The sequence below is a fragment of the Pseudomonas paracarnis genome (assembly GCF_904063055.1).
GTDB classification, from domain to species: Bacteria; Pseudomonadota; Gammaproteobacteria; order Pseudomonadales; family Pseudomonadaceae; genus Aquipseudomonas; species Aquipseudomonas paracarnis.
The window spans coordinates 207722-223075 of record NZ_CAJFCN010000009.1 but is presented as its reverse complement, the minus strand read 5'-3'; the positions used below and the strand labels follow the sequence as shown (position 1 = coordinate 223075).

15 protein-coding genes are annotated in these 15354 nt (G+C 60.3%); 9 read left to right on the top strand and 6 right to left on the bottom strand.

Annotated features, from left to right (window positions below):
• Window positions 1-37: 37 nt before the first annotated feature.
• The 3 genes from JMV15_RS20130 to groL all read left to right on the top strand — a co-directional run bounded on the left by JMV15_RS20130 (window position 38) and on the right by groL (window position 2752).
• Window positions 38-514 carry an FxsA family protein gene (locus JMV15_RS20130; protein ID WP_003193941.1) on the top strand — a complete coding sequence of 159 codons (477 nt, stop codon included), beginning with the start codon at window positions 38-40 and terminating at the stop codon, window positions 512-514.
• A gap of 247 nt (window positions 515-761) precedes the next feature.
• The gene (locus JMV15_RS20125; RefSeq protein WP_003193940.1) at window positions 762-1055 is read left to right on the top strand and encodes a co-chaperone GroES; all 294 of its coding nucleotides are present in this window, start codon (window positions 762-764) and stop codon (window positions 1053-1055) included.
• Window positions 1056-1105: 50 nt separating this feature from the next.
• Window positions 1106-2752 (top strand): chaperonin GroEL, encoded by a 1647-nt coding sequence (gene groL, locus JMV15_RS20120; RefSeq protein ID WP_038451395.1) that lies wholly within the window; start codon window positions 1106-1108, stop codon window positions 2750-2752.
• Window positions 2753-3156: 404 nt separating this feature from the next.
• On the opposite strand, the gene JMV15_RS20115 is transcribed toward groL, so the two are convergent.
• Window positions 3157-3882: a phosphatase PAP2 family protein gene (locus tag JMV15_RS20115; RefSeq protein WP_038451393.1), complete on the bottom strand. Its 726-nt coding sequence runs from the start codon at window positions 3880-3882 to the stop codon at window positions 3157-3159.
• A gap of 50 nt (window positions 3883-3932) precedes the next feature.
• Entirely contained in the window at window positions 3933-5882 is a 1950-nt protein-coding gene (locus JMV15_RS20110) for an LTA synthase family protein (RefSeq protein ID WP_038451391.1), read from the bottom strand.
• 201 nt (window positions 5883-6083) lie between these two features.
• Between JMV15_RS20110 and colR the strand changes: the two genes are divergently transcribed.
• The 5 genes from colR to JMV15_RS20085 all read left to right on the top strand — a co-directional run bounded on the left by colR (window position 6084) and on the right by JMV15_RS20085 (window position 9854).
• Window positions 6084-6767, top strand: coding sequence for a two-component system response regulator ColR (colR, locus tag JMV15_RS20105; RefSeq protein WP_003193936.1), 684 nt, complete (start codon window positions 6084-6086; stop codon window positions 6765-6767).
• Complete coding sequence (locus tag JMV15_RS20100; RefSeq protein WP_019817331.1) at window positions 6757-8037, top strand: sensor histidine kinase; 1281 nt, start codon at window positions 6757-6759, stop codon at window positions 8035-8037. The genes colR and JMV15_RS20100 overlap by 11 nt, the downstream gene beginning before the upstream one ends.
• 188 nt (window positions 8038-8225) lie before the next feature.
• Window positions 8226-8906 carry a class I SAM-dependent methyltransferase gene (locus JMV15_RS20095; protein WP_019817332.1) on the top strand — a complete coding sequence of 227 codons (681 nt, stop codon included), beginning with the start codon at window positions 8226-8228 and terminating at the stop codon, window positions 8904-8906.
• Between the two features lie 4 nt (window positions 8907-8910).
• Window positions 8911-9630, top strand: a complete 720-nt coding sequence (locus tag JMV15_RS20090) for a lipopolysaccharide kinase InaA family protein (RefSeq protein ID WP_003193933.1) — start codon at window positions 8911-8913, stop codon at window positions 9628-9630.
• Entirely contained in the window at window positions 9627-9854 is a 228-nt protein-coding gene (locus JMV15_RS20085; RefSeq protein WP_003193932.1) for a hypothetical protein, read from the top strand. The genes JMV15_RS20090 and JMV15_RS20085 overlap by 4 nt, the downstream gene beginning before the upstream one ends.
• A gap of 211 nt (window positions 9855-10065) precedes the next feature.
• Here JMV15_RS20085 and JMV15_RS20080 read toward each other — a convergent pair whose 3' ends face one another.
• From JMV15_RS20080 to JMV15_RS20070, 3 genes are read right to left on the bottom strand one after another with little or no spacing between them, the layout of a single operon-like run.
• Window positions 10066-11163 carry a DUF1513 domain-containing protein gene (locus JMV15_RS20080; RefSeq protein WP_038451389.1) on the bottom strand — a complete coding sequence of 366 codons (1098 nt, stop codon included), beginning with the start codon at window positions 11161-11163 and terminating at the stop codon, window positions 10066-10068.
• Window positions 11164-11165: 2 nt separating this feature from the next.
• Window positions 11166-12230, bottom strand: coding sequence for an imelysin family protein (locus JMV15_RS20075; RefSeq protein WP_020301348.1), 1065 nt, complete (start codon window positions 12228-12230; stop codon window positions 11166-11168).
• A 31-nt stretch (window positions 12231-12261) separates the two neighbouring features.
• Window positions 12262-13701, bottom strand: coding sequence for a di-heme oxidoreductase family protein (locus JMV15_RS20070; RefSeq protein ID WP_038451387.1), 1440 nt, complete (start codon window positions 13699-13701; stop codon window positions 12262-12264).
• 140 nt (window positions 13702-13841) lie between these two features.
• On the opposite strand from JMV15_RS20070, the gene JMV15_RS20065 reads away from it, so the two are divergent.
• Complete coding sequence (locus tag JMV15_RS20065; protein ID WP_038451385.1) at window positions 13842-14405, top strand: NAD(P)H nitroreductase; 564 nt, start codon at window positions 13842-13844, stop codon at window positions 14403-14405.
• Window positions 14406-14540: 135 nt separating this feature from the next.
• Here the strand turns inward: JMV15_RS20065 and JMV15_RS28780 are convergent, their stop codons facing one another.
• On the bottom strand, window positions 14541-15296 hold the full coding sequence (locus JMV15_RS28780) for a methyl-accepting chemotaxis protein (RefSeq protein ID WP_370706227.1): 756 nt from the start codon (window positions 15294-15296) through the stop codon (window positions 14541-14543).
• Between the last annotated feature and the right edge of the window lie 58 nt (window positions 15297-15354).

Sequence of the window (15354 nt, the reverse complement as noted above, 5' to 3'; positions counted from 1 at the left end):
GAACTGGCAAGGCATTCTTGCGTTGAGGAACCATTTGATGCGCCCTTTTTTATTGCTCTTTCTGCTGTTTCCGGTGTTGGAGCTGTTCGTATTCGTTAAAGTCAGCGGTGCGATCGGTTTCTTCCCGGCGCTGTTGCTGATCATCGTAGGCTCCATGCTCGGCGTCCTGGTGCTGCGTGTCGCCGGCCTGGCGACCGCGCTGCGTGCCCGTGAAAGCCTGAACCGCGGCGAACTGCCGGCCCAGACCATGCTTGAAGGCCTGATGATGGCCCTGGCCGGTGGCTTGCTGATCCTGCCGGGCTTTATCAGCGATGTGCTCGGCCTGGTGCTGTTGCTGCCGTTCACCCGCAAGCTGTTGGCCGGCAAAATGCGCCAGCGTGCTGAAGAGGCCGCGATGCGCCAGCGTGCGTTCGCCGACGACCTGCAACCCCGTGGCGGCCCGGCGCCGCGCCAACCCCTGGGGCGTGAAGGTGATGTGATCGAAGGCGAATTCGAACACCGCGACCCCAAGTAACCACTTCACTGGCACGGCACCTTCGGGTGCCGTGTTGCATTTACCCTTGAGCCGACACAAAAAATTTCATCCTCGGCCCCTTGTAATAAGCCTGGGCGCCCTTATGTAACGGTCACCGCAAGGTTTCTGGTGGTGACATCAGACAGACTTCCGCGTCTCGCCCCGCGAGCCGCGACCGGCACCGCCGGAATTTAACCCGCCGGAATTGATACCGGCCGATGAAAAACACAATTAGGAGAGATCGACAATGAAGCTTCGTCCTCTGCACGACCGCGTCGTAATCCGTCGCAGCGAAGAAGAAAAGAAAACCGCTGGCGGGATCGTTCTGCCAGGTTCGGCTGCTGAAAAAGCCAACCATGGTGTCATCGTCGCTGCGGGCCCAGGCAAAACCCTGGAGAACGGTGATGTACGCGCACTGGCCGTGAAAGTGGGTGACAAGGTTGTTTTCGGCCCTTACTCCGGCAGCAACACTGTGAAAGTAGACGGCGAAGACCTGCTGGTAATGGCTGAGAACGAAATTCTCGCCGTTCTGGAAGACTGATTTCCTCGCTCATTTTCCCGTTACTACAAAGTATTTAAGGAATATCGATCATGGCTGCTAAAGAAGTTAAATTCGGCGACTCCGCCCGCAAGAAAATGCTCACTGGCGTCAACGTTCTGGCTGACGCAGTAAAAGCGACCCTGGGCCCGAAAGGCCGTAACGTGATCATCGAGAAGAGCTTCGGCGCTCCGACCATCACCAAGGACGGCGTTTCCGTAGCAAAAGAAATCGAACTGGAAGACCGTTTCGAAAACATGGGCGCGCAGCTGGTCAAAGACGTTGCCTCCCGTGCCAACGATGACGCAGGCGACGGTACCACCACCGCTACCGTACTGGCTCAGGCTATCGTCAACGAGGGCTACAAGGCCGTCGCTGCCGGCATGAACCCTATGGACCTCAAGCGTGGCATCGACAAGGCGACCATCGCCATCGTTGCCGAGCTGAAAAACCTGTCCAAGCCATGCGCCGACACCAAGGCCATCGCTCAGGTAGGCACCATCTCCGCCAACTCCGACAGCTCCATCGGTGACATCATTGCCGAAGCCATGGAAAAAGTCGGTAAAGAAGGCGTGATCACCGTTGAAGAAGGCTCGGGCCTGGAAAACGAACTGTCGGTTGTAGAAGGCATGCAGTTCGACCGTGGCTACCTGTCTCCGTACTTCGTCAACAAGCCAGAGACCATGGTTGCCGAGCTGGACAGCCCGCTGATCCTGCTGGTCGACAAGAAGATCTCCAACATTCGCGAAATGCTGCCAGTACTGGAAGCCGTGGCCAAAGCCGGCCGTCCATTGCTGATCGTTTCCGAAGACGTTGAAGGCGAAGCCCTGGCGACCCTGGTTGTGAACAACATGCGTGGTATCGTCAAGGTTGCAGCCGTCAAGGCTCCAGGCTTCGGCGACCGTCGCAAGGCCATGCTGCAGGACATCGCCGTATTGACTGGCGGTACCGTTATCTCCGAAGAGATCGGCCTGAGCCTGGAAAGCGCCACCCTGGAAAACCTGGGTAGCGCCAAGCGCGTGACCATCTCCAAGGAAAACACCATCATCGTTGACGGTGCTGGCGTTGAAGGCGACATCGAGTCCCGCATCGCGCAGATCCGTGCCCAGGTTGCTGAAACCTCCTCGGACTACGACCGTGAAAAACTGCAAGAGCGCCTGGCCAAGCTGTCCGGCGGCGTTGCAGTGATCAAGGTTGGCGCTGGCTCCGAAGTTGAAATGAAAGAGAAGAAAGCCCGCGTTGAAGACGCCCTGCACGCAACCCGTGCAGCCGTTGAAGAAGGCGTGGTACCTGGCGGTGGCGTTGCGCTGATCCGTGCTCTGGAAGCCCTGACTGAGCTGACCGGCGACAACGCTGACCAGAACGTAGGTATCGCTGTACTGCGTCGTGCCGTTGAAGCACCGCTGCGCCAGATCGCTGCCAACTCCGGCGACGAGCCAAGCGTTGTGGTCAACGAAGTCAAGAACGGCAAAGGTAACTACGGTTACAACGCTGCGACTGGCGTGTACGGCGACATGATCGAAATGGGCATCCTGGATCCAACCAAGGTGACTCGTTCCGCGCTGCAAGCAGCATCCTCCATCGGCGGTCTGATCCTGACCACCGAAGCTGCGATCGCTGAAGCACCGAAGAAAGAAGGCTCGGCTGGCGGCGGTATGCCAGACATGGGCGGCATGGGTGGCATGGGCGGCATGATGTAAGCCAGCCTACCCGGCGCTATAAAAAGCCCCGCCTGCAGTGATGCAGGCGGGGCTTTTTTATGCACGGCTGTACCCACCCGACGGCGGCCTGACAGCCACGCTTATCTAACTGATGCACGGCGGTCAAAATGTGGGAGCTGGCTTGCCTGCGAAGACGGCCTGCCAGCCTGCAGGAATGTTGGATCAGAGCGCGTTCATATCCGTTAGTCGGGCAACGGCCATCTAGGGGCCGCCCTGACGGCGGCTAACCCGGCATCCTGCCGGGTTAGCCAGGAGTTCAAGCCTGCGTTCGGCCAGCGTGGTTATCGAGGTTGTAGTTGCCGTCGACCGCTGCAAAGTTGTGTCGATACTTATGGCCAATCGCAGGCAAGCCAGCTCCCACATTTGATCTTCGTTGCATTCGCTTAACTGACCGGCATTACGGCTTGCCGTGAAGGCCGGTACAGCAACAAGCAATACAGCCCCAGGCAGATCAGCCAGCAAAAGATCGCTGTCCACACATTGTGGGAAAAGAAATGCGCCCCTTGCAGCATACGGCTGACTGAAAACACGCTGCCCAGGCTGACAGCAAAGATGAACGCGTAGCGCGCCAGCCGCGGCCGTCGATCCCGCAGCGCGAAGAACCAGGCGAACAAGGCAAACCCGGTGGCTGCATGCCCGCCGGGCCAGCAGCGGCCGGGTTTATCGGTCGGCGGGCGCGGGCTGAGCAGTTCGCTGTAGGTTTCCTGGCCGCCGAACTCCTTGAGGCTCCAGGGGCATTGCACGGCGGTGATGGTTTTCAATGGCGACACGAACGCCGTCGCCATTCCCAGCGACAGCACCAGGCACACCAGTTCACGGCGGTACGGCTTGAGCCGCTGCAGGATGAAGCTGCCGACCAGACCCAGAATCGCCAGCACCGAAAACAGGATCACCAGTTGCTTGGCACGGTCATGCAGGATGTCTTCAAGGAAGAAGCTATAGCGGCCAATGAAGCCGCCAGCCTCTGCGCTATAGAAATGCCTGGCCAGGTCCATGTCCAGTGACGTCAGTTCAAGCAACAGCAAGGCCACCGCAGCGCTGGCAGGCAGGCCCAGGCACAGCCAAAAATCAAGCGGTTTGGAAACTGGTAAAGAGGAGGGGGATTTCATCTCGAACCTTGGTAAAAAAGCCCCGTGCTCACCTGCACGGGGCTTTTTGATTAGCGTTTGCTTAAGACTGGAGCCTCTTCCTTGGGCGCTTTCCAGCTCAGCAGTTGCTGTTTATAGTCATAACTGGCGGCCTGGTAGTAGGTGATCGCCCGTTGAATCAAGGGGTCATCGCTACCGACGCGCAGCTCCTGGCTCTCGCCCAAGGCCTGGTCGTGGCGACGCAAGCCTTGGCGCGGGCTGAGGATTGCCAGGTCCTTGCCATCGAACAGACCCAGGTGCTGGTAATTGCCCACCACTACCCGTGCAGGCAATGGGTTGTCTTGCAGCAGGTTGCGGCCAAAGAATGTTGATTCGTAGCTCAGGTTGAGCAGGCCCAGCAAGGTCGGCGCCAGGTCGATCTGGCTGGCCAGTTGGGCGGATTCCCGTGCGTCGATCAGCTTGGGCGCGTAGATAAACAGCGGAATCTGGTAGTTGGTGATCGGCAGGTCTTCCTTGCCTGCGCTGCCGGCGGTGTGGTCGGCGACGAACACGAAGATCGTATTATTGAACCACGGCTTCTGGCGCGCCGCCTCAAGGAACTGGCCGATGGCGTAGTCAGTGTATTTCACCGCGCCGTCGCGGCCCTTGCCGGACTTGATGTCGATACGCCCATCCGGGTAGGTATAAGGGCGATGGTTGGAGGTGGTCATCAGTTGCAGCAAGAACGGCTGTTGCTTGGCGTAGTCGGCGTCGGCCAGTTTCAAGGTCTGCTTGAACAGGTCCTCGTCCGCCATGCCCCAGGCGTTTTTGAATGAGATTTCTGACTCGGGCACGCTGCTCTGGTCCACCACCCGATAACCGTTGCCGCTGAAGAACGCGTTCATATTGTCGAAGTAACCGCGCCCGCCATAGACAAACACGCTGTCATAACCGATGGCCGAGAGCTGTTGCCCCAGGCTGGCGAACCCGCTTTCGCGGCCGATGCGCTTGACGATCGAACGTCCCGGCGTCGGCGGGACTGCCAGGGTAATGGCTTCCAGGCCTCGGTCGGTGCGCGTACCGGTGGCGTAGAAGTTATTGAAGTACAGGCTCTGTTGGCGCAATGCATCCAGATTGGGCGTGAGGTTGCGCGCATCGCCATTGCTGCCCATGTACTTGGCGCTGAAGCTCTCGATGGTCACCAGTACGATGTTGGGCTTGCGCAGTGTGCCGGGGTTGGTGATGGCACGGCGAATATCCAGCGGGTCCGGGTCGATAAAGCGGGCGTTGGGCTCACTCAGTTCGGCGCGCAACTGCTTGGCGACGACGTCGGTCGGCAGGCTTTTGTAGAACTGGGTGTAATCCAGTTCGTTGTTACGGAAGGCGGCGAAGAACTGATAAGGCCCGTTGCTGGCCAATTCGTTGTTGTACGCGTTACCGCCTTGGGTGCGTGGGCTGTCCTGGCTGACCAGTTGCAGGCTGAGGCCGGCGAGCACCAGCAGGCCCAGGGCGTTGACCAAACGGCCACGCAGCGCAGGCACGGGCGCTGCCATCGCGGCATTGAAGGGCTTGCGCAGAGCCACGCTCAGAATCAGTGCAAGCATCGCCAGCAGGCTCAGCAGCTTGCCGATCGGGTAAGACTCCAGCAGGTTGTTCAGTACCTCATCGGAGTACACCAGGTAATCGACAGCGATAAAGTTGAAGCGCACGCCAAACTCATCCCAGAACAACCATTCGGCCACCGAGGTGAACAGCATGGCGAACAGGCTGACAGTCAGCACCGCTTGCAGGAACCAGCGATGGCCACGGCGGCGCCACAGGGCTGGCGGGCAGAGCAGCAAATACAGGCCAAGCGGCAAGGCTGCGTAGGCGAGGAAGGCCAGGTCGTAGAGCACACCTACGCCAAACACCGGCAGCAGGTTGCCGCCGACTTCATCCAGGTGAGTGATGAGCAGCACACTGCGGGTGAGCAGGAAAACCACTAACCAGGCCCCGGTGATCAATAGCAAATAACGCATTGGCGCGGTTTTGAAAAAACCCATGTCTATGTTCCTTAGATCAATGGGGGGCGATCTTCTTCCTGAGGCTGTAGTCAGTTTGTGAAGCTATAGTGAAAAACTTGTTTGGCTCTAAAAACAGTTGAAAAGCTTTATCGGCGGGGCTCTGCGCTCTATCCCTGAGCCCCGCTTGGCCTTAAGCTGCGCGAGCCAACACGGCCGTTACCGCGTACGGAGACACTGCCCATGCGAATTCTATTGGTTGAAGACAACCGCGATATCCTCGCCAACCTGGCCGACTACCTGGGGCTCAAAGGCTACACAGTGGACTGTGCGCAGGACGGTTTGTCGGGCCTGCACCTCGCGGCCACCGAGCATTACGACCTGATCGTGCTCGACATCATGTTGCCCGGCATCGATGGCTACACCCTGTGCAAACGCCTGCGCGAAGACGCGCGCCGCGACACGCCGGTGATCATGCTTACCGCTCGCGACCAACTGGACGACCGGCTGCAGGGCTTCAAGTCTGGCGCCGATGACTACCTGCTCAAACCCTTCGCCTTGTCGGAACTGGCTGCGCGTATCGAAGCGGTGTTGCGCCGTGCCCAGGGTGGCGGGCGTCGTGCCCTGCAAGTGGGTGACCTGAACTACGACCTCGATACGCTGGAAGTCACCCGCGAAGGGCGCCTGCTCAAGCTCAACCCCGTGGGTCTGAAACTGCTCGCCGTGCTGATGCAGAAAAGCCCGCACGTTCTGCGTCGGGAAGTTCTCGAAGAAGCCCTGTGGGGAGACGACTGCCCGGACAGCGACAGCCTGCGCAGCCATGTTCACCAATTGCGCCAAGTGATCGACAAACCCTTCGCCAAGCCATTGCTGCAAACGGTGCATGGTGTGGGTTATCGCCTGGCCGAGGGTCGTGATGGAGTTTAAGCAAAGCCTTGCCCAACGGATCATCATCGCCTTCGCCTTGATGAGTGCGTTGGTGGCGGGGGCCTTCGCCATCGGCATCATTGCGACCGTGCACCTGGTGGAAGAGAAGTTGATCTCGGCGGGCTTGGGCGGCGACTTGCAACGCCTGCTGTTGATGGACAGCGTCGAAGACTGGAACCATCGGCCGGAGCCGGACCAGCTGTTCTATTTCAGCGGCGGGCGTGGCGATTTTGAACTGCCCAAGGACCTGCGCCATCTGGACCCGGGGTTTCATGAGGTGTTTCGCGAGGCGCTGTCGTACCACGCCATGGTTGAAGTGGTCGATGGCCGACGTTATGTGTTGCTGCAAGACCAGAGCGATTTCGAAGAGCGTGAGCGCGTGCTGTTTGCGGTGGTGCTGGTGGGGTTTGTACTCAGCCTGGCGCTGGCGGCGTTCCTCGGCTGGGTGCTGGCCCGCAAGGTGATGGCGCCGGTGGTACGCCTGGCCCGCCAGGTCCGTCATCGTGACCAACTGTTGGGCCTGGCACCGCCCCTGGCGCCGGATTACGCCGCCGATGAAGTGGGCGAACTGGCGGTGGCGTTCGACGCCACCCTGGGGCGTTTACGCCAGGCGCTGTCACGTGAGCAATTGTTTACCAGCGATGTGAGCCATGAGCTGCGCACGCCCTTGATGGTCCTGGCCAGCTCCTGCGAACTGTTGCGCGAAAACCCGGCCATCGATCAGCGCGGTCGCAATCAGGTAGAACGAATTGCCCGTGCCTGTGAAGAAATGCGCGAGCTGGTGCAAACCTTCCTGATGCTGGCCCGCGCCAAACACGACGACGCTGCCAGTTCACCCCAAGGCAACCTCACCCAGGTGGCCGAAGACCTGCTCGGTATCTGGCGCGAGCCCATCGAGAAAAAAGGCCTGGCGTTGATCTACCTGCCGGGTAACCCCCTGGACACCCGCTACAACACCACCTTCTTGCACGCGGTGATGGGCAACCTGCTGCGCAACGCACTGCATTACACCGAGCACGGGTTTATCCGCCTGACCCTGGAGCCCAGTGGTTTCACGGTGGAGGACTCCGGTGTCGGGATCCCCGAAGAGAAGCGCGAAGCGATGTTCGAGCCGTTCGTGCGCGGTAGCGAGAAGCGTGGCGAGGGCCTTGGCCTTGGGCTCTCACTGGTGCAACGGATCTGCGAAAGCCAGGGCTGGAGCGTAAGCCTGAGCACTATGGAGCCCAATGGCTGCCGTTTTCACGTGGAGCTCAGCCCAGTCAAAACCTGACCCTTCAGTCTGTCGTTTTGCTGATGCAGACTGCCCGCTTTTCGGCGAAGATGGCCCGGTGCTACTGAATGTTTCTGTAAAGTCTTGAAATGTATGCAATTGGACAGGACAAGATTTTCACAACGAGTTGACCTGTTGATCACAGTTCGCTGCTTAAGGTCGTAGGCATCAGTTACTGGAGACGTAAGATGCCTTCCCCGATCAAGCTGGAATTTTCTGACAAGTACGACGATCAACACGCGCAGAAATATTTGCTCAAGCATCAGGACAATCTGGCTCGCCGGTTGTCCCACAAACGCGACGAGCAGTTGGCGCGCGGCGCATTGGCCATGGCCGGTGAGCCGGGCCTGGTGTTGGACCTGCCGTGTGGCGCTGGACGTTTCTGGCCGTTGCTGGCCGAAAAACCCAACCGTGTGATTATCGGAGCTGACAATTCGGCGTCGATGTTGAAGATCGCCACCGCTGCCCAACCGGCAGAGGTGGTGAAACGGGTACGCCCTTTGCAGACGTCTGCCTTTGATATCGATTTGCCAGATAACTCCGTCGACAGTATTTTCTGCATGCGCTTGATGCACCACATCGGTGATCCAGAGCATAGATTGACGATATTGCGCGAGTTTCAACGTGTTACCCGCGACAGCGTGATTATTTCGCTGTGGGTAGACGGTAATTTCAAGGCCTGGAAGCGCAAGCGCAGCGAAGTGCGTCGTCGCAAAAAAGGTGAGCAGGAAGGTTACCAAAACCGGTTTGTGTTACCGGCTGCTACTGTCGAGGCAGAATTCGAGCAGGCCGGTTTCCGTGTTCAGGAATCCCTGGACTTCATACCGCTCTACGCCATGTGGCGAGTGTATGTATTGCGCAAGAGGTAACAGGATGGCAGTTGAGTGCGTAGTAGGCAGTCATGTAGCTCCCGAAGAACGATTTGATTTTTTCTGGCGTCAACAGGGTGAATGGGTGGAAGAACCCAACCGTCGCCGTGGTGGTGAAAGTGGCGTGCAACGGGTCATAAGCCCTAATGGCCGTTTGCTCTATTGCAAGCGCCAGACCGGCCACATTTACCGCAGTTGGCTGCACCCCTTTGGGCGTCCGACCGTGCTGCGTGAGCGTGATGCCCTCAAAGGCCTGCGTTTGCTGGATGTGCGTGTGCCGGAACTGGTGTTTTGCGAGGCGCGTCGCGACCCGGAGCACCAATGGAAAGCCCTGTTGGTGACCGCGTCCCTGGACGGTTTCGACGAGATCGAAAACTGGTACGCCGCCGGTGGCCGCCAACAGTATGGCGAGGCGGTCCACGAGCGCCTGCTGCAAGAGTTGGCCGGCACCTTGGCTCGTATGCACAAAGGCCGCTGGCAACACGGTTGCCTGTATATCAAGCACATCTTCGTGCGGGTGACCGGTGAGCCTGATGCGGCGACAGTGGAAGTGGCCCTGCTGGATTTCGAGAAATGCCGTCAGCGCCTGACCGCTTATCGGGCCGCGTCCCACGATATGCTGCAATTGCGCCGCCATTCGTCGTGGAATGATACCGACTGGAAAAAACTCAGCTACTTTTACGAGACGGCGTTTGGCAGCGCTATCAAGGGTTTAACCAGATGAAGCTAGAAATAGCACGAGGTTTGTTTCTGGTCGGGGCATTGGGTGTTGCAGCCCTGGCCCTGGCGGTATGGGAACAACCTCGTACACAAGTGTTGAGTGCGGTAGACGGTGGCGGGCAATGCCTGCTGCCACGCATTGCCAAGACGAGTGTGGCGGCCAAGCCCGACCATGAATTGCTGTTATTCATGTTCGGCATGTCTCAAGCGATGAGGCCGCAAAGTTGAAACGATTGACCCCGAAAAGGGCCTTGCCATGCGAGGCCCTTTTTTTATGGTGCGCCAGGCATGATCATTCCCACGCTCTGCGTGGGAATGCCTCTTGAGACGCTCTGCGTCTCGTCCGTTAGCGCCAGTGACGCAGAGCGTCACGGGTTGCATTCCCACGCAGAGCGTGGGAACGATCAAGCCCGCTCCCACATTTTGATGTCGTCGGTCTTTAGACCAAGTGCAGGTGGTTATCCCAGAACCCTGCCGGTAACTCCAGTGGTGTTGCCAGTAACTTTTCCTGGCGGCAGTCATAGAAGCGGCAACGCCCCTGTCCTGATGTCACGATAAACCCATCCGCCACCGCACCCACCCCCGCACAGTCCGGCAAGGGCCCATCCAGGCGCAGTTCGGCGGTGTCCATGTCCCAGATAAAAAAGCGATTGCCACGAGGTGCTGTCAACGCCACCAGGCGCAGTTCGCTGTGCACCGCCACGCTGGCGGTGTAATGCCCCATCGCCTGCAACTGTTCATCCGCCACTGGGAACGCCACGAACGGCTGCCCCGGGCGCTTGATCGCCAGCAACTCGGAACGCTCCTGGGACGGGCCCATGAACTGTTGCCCGGTGAGGATGGTGCCATCGCTGGCGATGCCCATGTGCCGCACGCTGTTCATCTGCTGGGCCAGGGTTTCCTTGCTGATCAGGCTGCCGTCACGGCGCATCAGCACCAGGCTCGGCTCCATGGCGTTGAGGTTCATTTCTACCCGGCTTTCGGCTTCGGTGCGAATGCCACCGTTGGCCACGATCAGCGTCTCGCCGTCGGGCATCCACGAGACTTGATGCGGGCCGATGCCGTGGGTAGAGATCTCGCCGCTGTGCACCAGCCGCTCACCTTCGAACTTATACACCCCCAACAGGCCCCGACCGGGGTCGGAGGTGTCGTTCTCGGTGGCGTACAGCCAGTCACCGCTCTTGTGGATCACCGCATGCCCATAGAAATGGCGGTTGGCGTTCGAGGTGATAGTTTGCAGCAGCCTGCCGTCGCGCAGGTCGATCAGGTAGCTCTCGGTGCCTGGGCGACGGGCGACGAACAGTGCAATCGGCAAGGTCGGGTGGTTGATGATGTCATGGCAGCGCTGGCCGACCTGGGTGGCAAATACCGGCTTGCCATCCAGGCGATAGCCGACAGCGTAGTGCTTGCCGTCGGCATTATCGCGCGCCGACAGCAGCAGCGGGCCTTTGTCTTTGTGCTTGAACAGCGTCCAGCCACCCAAGGTGATAGCGCTGAGCAGCACGCTGCCCACCGCCAAAGCCTGTCGCCTGAGCATCATCAGTCACCGTCGTTGGCGTTAAAGCCCAGTTGGACGCCCAGCGCCTTGGCCAGTTCACCTTCATGCAGGCGATGGACTACGTTGAGGCTGTCGTAGATGTCGTTGAGTTGCTGGCGCCCGGCGTCGTCGTTCAACAGTTCGTTGAGGGTGCGCTGGTTGCTGGCGAACAGTTTCAGCGACGCTGCGTAGGCGGCGTCGATTTTCTCGGCCAGGGGCTTCTGGTCCGCCGGCAGCAGGCCACGCAGGCCTTTGTTATCGACGCCCACCCACACGGTCTGCGCTGCGGCGAGGCTGGCTTCCAGGCTCTGCAGGGACGACTGGCTGCGCCAGGCATCGGCCTGGAACGGTTGCGGGATGCCCTTGGTCTGGCGGCCCATTGGGGTGCCGAGTTTTTTCTTCAGGGTGTCCAGGGCGGTCACTTGCACGCGCAGCAGGTCGGCGATGGCTTCGTGGGAATCAGCGTAGCGCTGGTTCGGAAACTTGGTCATCTGCGCGAGCATGCCGTCGGTGCTGTTCCAGCTGGCCAGGATCTCTTCGGCCAGGACTTTCTGGCGCTCGCCGATGGCCATCAGTAACGGGCAATAGCGGGCTTTCTGGGCTTCGTCGGCGACGTCGGGCTTGGCGTCGTAGAGGATGTATTCGTAGGCCGACAGGCCCTGCACTACCACGCTGGATTTCGCCAGGGCCGCGGCGTCGATCTGCGGCTGGGCGCTGACCAGTTGCTCGACCTGGCGGCCGACCAGGTTCTTCTTGTCTGGCCAGAACTGCACCTGCCACGCCCGGTTGCCTTCGGCCAGCGGGCCGATCAGCAGCGGTTGCAGCTCGGCCCAGGCTTTTTGTGCGTGCAGGAAGTCAGCGCGGGCGGTGTCCAGGCTTTCCTTGCCTTGGCAGTAGGCCAGGGCGCTGACGGCCAACTGACGGTCGGCCTCAACCCAACGGCTGTAGGTCGGCAGGATCACTTGCTTGGCGATGGCTGCCGAGGTCACTGCTTGCGGGTCTTGGGGCGAGCAGGCGCCCAAGGCCAGGGCGGCGAGGCTGGTGAACAACAACTTGGGACGAAACATGTCGAGCTCCCTTCTGTAAGTGGGGCAAAGCTTATAAAGAATTCAGGAACGCCAGCAACGCGGCACGCTGCTCGGCATTGAACGACAACACATGTTGCTGCGCCGCTTGGGCTTCACCGCCATGCCACAGCACGGCTTCAAGCAGGTTGCGGGCGCGGCCGTCATGCAGGAACTGGGTGTGACCACTCACGGTTTGCGTCAGGCCAATGCCCCACAGCGGCGGGGTGCGCCAGTCGCGGCCAGTGGCTTTGAATTCGCTACGGTTGTCGGCCAGGCCTTCGCCCATATCGTGCAGCAGCAGGTCGCTGTAGGGGCGAATCACCTGGTTGGCCAGTTCAGGTTCGGCTGCATTGGCGGCGGTGGTGAAGCTGGGCTTGTGACAGCCTTGGCAACCGGCCTGGTAGAACAGGTTCTTGCCGGCCAGCACTTGCGGCGTATCAACGTCCCGACGTGCGGGCACCGCGAGGTTGCGGGTGTAGAACAGCACCAGGCGCAGGATGTTATCGCTGACTTCCGGTTCACCCTGCGGGCCATTGCCGTTGGGCGCCTGTTTGCAGGCCACTTGGGCGTCGGTGCAGTCATCGAAGGGTCTCAGGGACGTGGTGAGGCCCATATCACCAGAAAACGCGTGAACGTTTTGTTGATTGAGGTTGGGCTGCCCGGCTTTCCAGCCAAAACGCCCGAGGACAGTTTTGGCCTGAGCGTCATCCCAGACCCAATTGGCGCGGCCGACAATAGCCTCTTTGTCGGCGGTCTTGGGGTCTGTGTTGCGCAGGATATCGGCATCGCTGATCGCTTCGAGCAGGCCCAGGCCGATCATCGGCGGGGCGATACGCGCCGAGAAGCGTGTGCCGGGGTGCATCGGGCCGTAGCCGAGTTGGGTGATCTGCAGGTCGGGCTTGCGTAATTCAATCACCGTACCGTCCTTGAATCTGACGTTGACCGGTGTGTAGTCGACCCGCACCTTGCCTTCCGGCGCAACGCCGGGCACCGCCATGTCCTGGAGTTGCCCGCCGTAGACCGGCTCGGGTACCACGCCGATCTGTTCGATGAGCTTGGCGTAGGCTGGCTGCTCTGTAATAGAGGGATGGATGGACAGGCGCACCAGCATCGACACGGCATTGGGCGCGTCGGGCAGCGGCGGGTGGCCACGGCCATCCTTGATATGGCAGTTCTGGCAGGCGTTGGTATTGAACAGTGGGCCCAGGCCATCGCGCGCCGTGGTGGTGGACGGCGCAATCACCCACGGGTTGCGAAAGAAACTGTTGCCGACGCTGAAGTCCAGGCGCCGCGTCGGCGCGAGGTTGGCCGAGGGCAGGGAAAAGGCGTTCTGGTCGCGCTTGTTTACCGTCGCCGCGCCACCGGCCCGCGATTCACCCGGCTCTGCTTTCGTGAAGCGAGGGGCGTCATCGCAAGCAGTCAGGCTTAAAGCCATCAACGCTGCAGGCAGGTACAAAAGCGCACGGAACATCGAGATTCCTGGACGAGGGCAGAAAATTAAGGCGCAAAGTCTAACAGGGCAGGGCAGATTGAATAAGAGCAATTATCGTTTGGTGGCATCCCGATTCTTTCCCGCTAGAATGGCTGCACATTTTTTTATGGAGGTGGCCAATGCAGGCTCTCGACGCTTTGCTCAACCGTGTTTCCGTGCCCCGTTTGCTCGACCCGGCACCGACCCAGGAGCAGCGCGACCTGCTGTTCGCCGCCGCCATGCGCGCGCCCGATCACGGTCAACTGCGCCCGTGGCGTTTCCTCACCGTCGAAGGCGCAGCCCGTGAACAGATGGGCACGCTGTTGGCCGAAGCCGCCCGCCTGCAAGACGCCGACGCACCGCAAGCCGCCATCGATAAAGCCCAGAACGGCCCGCTGCGTGCGCCGCTGGTGGTGGTGGTGATTGCACGTGTGCAAGAGCATTTCAAAGTGCCCAAGTCCGAGCAATTGCTGGCCGCCGCCTGTGCGGCCCACGGCATTCTGCTGGCGGCGTATGCCCAGGGTATTGGCGCGGTGTGGCGTACTGGCGAATTGTCCTACTCGGCCCATGTCGCCAAAGGCCTGGGGTTGGCGGCGAATGAAGAAGTGATTGGCTTTCTCTACCTGGGCACACCGCAGAACCCACCGCGTACGGCGCCGAAGGAAGACCTGACGCCGTTCGTCCAGGCCTGGCCCGGCCGGTAATTCACCGCTGTTCTGCTCTATGTGAGAGCTGGCTTGCCTGCGATGGCATCGACTCGGTTTCACAGATACACCGAGTTGTCTGCATCGCGGGCGAGCCCGGCTCCCACCCAGATGTTTAGTGTTTTCAGAACCGAGTCAGACCCTGAACTGATCCATCAACTTCATCTGCTGGCTGGCCAGCGCATTGAGCTGGCTGCTGATCGCCGCCGACTCGGTGGCCTGGCCCGTGAGGGTTTCGGTCACGGTGCGAATCGCCGAGACGTTGCGGTTGACCTCTTCGGCCACCGCGCTCTGCTGTTCGGCCGCGCTGGCGATTTGCAGGTTCATGTCGCTGATCACGGTGACCGCGTCGCTGATCTTGCCCAGGGCTTGCACGGCTTGATGGATCTGCCCGGCATTGCTCTGCGCCTGATGCTGGCTGGAGTGCATGGTCGCCACTACGCCACGGGTGCCGCTCTGGATACGCTCGATCACCAGGCGGATTTCTTCCACAGAGTCCTGGGTGCGTTTGGCCAGGTTGCGCACCTCGTCGGCCACCACCGCAAAGCCCCGTCCGCTTTCCCCGGCGCGTGCCGCTTCAATCGCCGCATTCAACGCCAGCAGGTTGGTCTGTTCGGCAATGCTGCGGATCACCTCCAGCACTGAACCGATTTGCTCGCTGTTGACCGCCAGGGCTTCGACTTCGCCCACGGCTTTGCTGACTTCGTCGGCCAGGGTGGTGATATCGCGGGTGCTCTGCTCGATGATCGACATGCCTTCGCGAGCCGACTGGTCGGCGCCGCGTGCCGCGCTGGCGGCATTGGAGGCGCTGTTGGCCACGTCGTGGGCGGTGGCGCTCATTTCGTTCGACGCGGTGGCGACCTGGTCGATTTCACGGAACTGCACCTGCATGCCTTCGCTGGTCTGGCGCGCAATGGCGGACGACTGATCGGCCGTCCCACGAGCTTCG

What these genes read in the sequence shown, in the direction of transcription:
- JMV15_RS20130 (WP_003193941.1), top strand. Translation starts at nt 38, where the DNA reads ATGCGCCCTTTTTTATTGCTCTTTCTGCTGTTTCCGGTGTTGGAGCTG.
- JMV15_RS20125 (WP_003193940.1), top strand. Translation starts at nt 762, where the DNA reads ATGAAGCTTCGTCCTCTGCACGACCGCGTCGTAATCCGTCGCAGCGAA.
- groL (WP_038451395.1), top strand. Translation starts at nt 1,106, where the DNA reads ATGGCTGCTAAAGAAGTTAAATTCGGCGACTCCGCCCGCAAGAAAATG.
- JMV15_RS20115 (WP_038451393.1), bottom strand. Translation starts at nt 3,882, where the DNA reads ATGAAATCCCCCTCCTCTTTACCAGTTTCCAAACCGCTTGATTTTTGG.
- JMV15_RS20110 (WP_038451391.1), bottom strand. Translation starts at nt 5,882, where the DNA reads ATGGGTTTTTTCAAAACCGCGCCAATGCGTTATTTGCTATTGATCACC.
- colR (WP_003193936.1), top strand. Translation starts at nt 6,084, where the DNA reads ATGCGAATTCTATTGGTTGAAGACAACCGCGATATCCTCGCCAACCTG.
- JMV15_RS20100 (WP_019817331.1), top strand. Translation starts at nt 6,757, where the DNA reads ATGGAGTTTAAGCAAAGCCTTGCCCAACGGATCATCATCGCCTTCGCC.
- JMV15_RS20095 (WP_019817332.1), top strand. Translation starts at nt 8,226, where the DNA reads ATGCCTTCCCCGATCAAGCTGGAATTTTCTGACAAGTACGACGATCAA.
- JMV15_RS20090 (WP_003193933.1), top strand. Translation starts at nt 8,911, where the DNA reads ATGGCAGTTGAGTGCGTAGTAGGCAGTCATGTAGCTCCCGAAGAACGA.
- JMV15_RS20085 (WP_003193932.1), top strand. Translation starts at nt 9,627, where the DNA reads ATGAAGCTAGAAATAGCACGAGGTTTGTTTCTGGTCGGGGCATTGGGT.
- JMV15_RS20080 (WP_038451389.1), bottom strand. Translation starts at nt 11,163, where the DNA reads ATGCTCAGGCGACAGGCTTTGGCGGTGGGCAGCGTGCTGCTCAGCGCT.
- JMV15_RS20075 (WP_020301348.1), bottom strand. Translation starts at nt 12,230, where the DNA reads ATGTTTCGTCCCAAGTTGTTGTTCACCAGCCTCGCCGCCCTGGCCTTG.
- JMV15_RS20070 (WP_038451387.1), bottom strand. Translation starts at nt 13,701, where the DNA reads ATGTTCCGTGCGCTTTTGTACCTGCCTGCAGCGTTGATGGCTTTAAGC.
- JMV15_RS20065 (WP_038451385.1), top strand. Translation starts at nt 13,842, where the DNA reads ATGCAGGCTCTCGACGCTTTGCTCAACCGTGTTTCCGTGCCCCGTTTG.
- JMV15_RS28780 (WP_370706227.1), bottom strand. Translation starts at nt 15,296, where the DNA reads ATGCAGGTGCAGTTCCGTGAAATCGACCAGGTCGCCACCGCGTCGAAC.